This window comes from Kitasatospora sp. NPDC058243, assembly GCF_042882025.1.
Classification (GTDB): domain Bacteria; phylum Actinomycetota; class Actinomycetes; order Streptomycetales; family Streptomycetaceae; genus Kitasatospora.
This window is the reverse complement of sequence record NZ_JBHVWW010000005.1, coordinates 63,839-65,632: the sequence shown is the minus strand read 5'-3', so window position 1 is coordinate 65,632 and position 1,794 is coordinate 63,839. Positions and strand designations below refer to the sequence as shown.

At 69.9% G+C, this 1,794-nt stretch carries 1 protein-coding gene; it reads right to left on the bottom strand.

Annotation, left to right across the window (positions count from 1 at the left end; all coding sequences use genetic code 11):
• The coding region (locus ACFVX9_RS05630) for a chitinase (RefSeq protein WP_387980537.1) at positions 1–1,167 on the bottom strand (1,167 nt) is incomplete at its 3' end.
• Positions 1,168–1,794 lie beyond the last annotated feature (627 nt).

The window sequence follows — 1,794 nt, the reverse complement described above, 5'->3', positions numbered from 1 at the left end:
CGACAGGTTGAGGTTCTGCGCCGAACCCGCCGTCACCGCCGTGGCGATGGCCGCGGACGTGGACGAACCGGCGGTGACCGTGGCGGAGTTGGGGTTGACGGCCACGGAGAAGTCGTTGGTCACCGTCGATCCACTGGTGAACGGCGCGAAGATGTGGGTGAAGTCCCAGGTGTTCTGGCTGATGCCGGAGCAGGAGTCGTCCCCCGCCTTGCCCGGGCAGCCGCCGTTGTCGCGCTGGAGCGCCCAGAAGGACAGCGTGTTGATGCCCTTCGACACCGCCCAGTTGTAGACGGTGGTGGCGTTGGCCACGGTGAAGGTCTCGGCCGCGCCGTAGTCGTCGATGCCGGGCATCTCGGTGATCCCGATCGAACCCCACAGCTGGGCGGGGGTCTTGGTCGGGTAGAGCTTGGCGAGCTGGTTGTAGAGGCCCTGCGCGGAGGTCTGGGTGTCGGCCGCCATGTCGTGGGTGGCGCCGTCGTAGTAGTCGAAGGTCATCATGTTGACGACGTCGATCCGGGCGTTGTTGCTGACCGCGTTCTTCAGCACGGCGAGGCCGCTGGAGGCCAGCCCGGTGGTGGTGGTCGGCAGCGTGTAGGAGAACTGGACGTTGCGCCCGTTGGCGGCGGCCCAGTCCTGCACGATCTTGATCGCCTTGTTGCGGCGGTCGATTCCGGCCGTGTTGGTCAGCGAGTTGTCCTCGATGTCGAGGTCGATCCGGCTGACGTCGTAGGTGGTGACGAGGTTCTCGAAGGCTGCCGCGATCTGGTTGACGTCGGTGCAGCTGTCGGCCAGTTCGGTGCCGGTGTTGTCGGCGGTGTAGCCGCCGAAGGAGGGGATCACGTCCCCGCCGTTGGCCCGGATGGTGGCGATGTCGGCGCCGAAGGTCGAGGAGGAGACCGGCTTTGAGGTGTCGCCGTTCCAGTACGGGGTGCAGGAGCCCTTGGTGGCGGCCTGGAGGAACGCCATCGTCAGGTGCTTGGCCCCGGACTGGGCGGCCAGGGCGGCGGGGCTCTGCCCGGTCCAGGACTCGAAGTAGGGGGCGAAGACCCGGCTGGGGAGCGGGGTCGCGGCCTGGGCGGAGCCCGTCCCGGCGGCGACCAGGCCGGCCGACGCGGCCAGCGTGGCGCAGGCCGTCAGGGCCGCCTGGATGGTTCTGCGTAGACGCATGGATTCTCCAACATACGTGGTGGGGCAGGACGTTGGGGATACGCGCGTGATCGGGGCGCGACGGCCGTGTGGGGTCGGCCGCGCGGGCCCGGACGTGCGGACGTGTGGGTGTGCGGGTGTGCTGACGTGCGGGACTGCTGGGTGTCCGGGTGTGCGGGCGCGCGGAAGCCCACCGACTCGCGCGGAGGCGGGTGGCGGGTACGCGTGTGCGCACGCCGTACGGAGCGGGGGTGGTGCGGGACAGGGCAGGGCAGGGCAGTGCCTCAGCCGCCGGTGGTCACACCCCCACAGTGCATCCCGGTCGGATCGACATGCTTATGGTTGGACTAGACCACTGGTCTGTCAAGAGACCTAACAGTTCGTCAACACACCGCCCCCGTGGCCGAAGGGCCGCCCGATCGGCCGGGTGTGCGCGGTGCGGCCGGGGCTGTGGAGGTGGGCGGTGCGGCGGAGGTGGCCGGTGGTGCGGGGTGGCCGCGCTGCCGAAGGGCGGATGCACCGAAAAATGGCGCCGCCGAAGAATGAAGGTGCCGTGGGGGGGGGGCCCGCGGGGGGGGGGGGGGGGAAGGGGGAAAGAGGGGGGAGGCCTTGGTTTGGGTCGGGGCCTCCGTTCCAGCGGGCATGGGG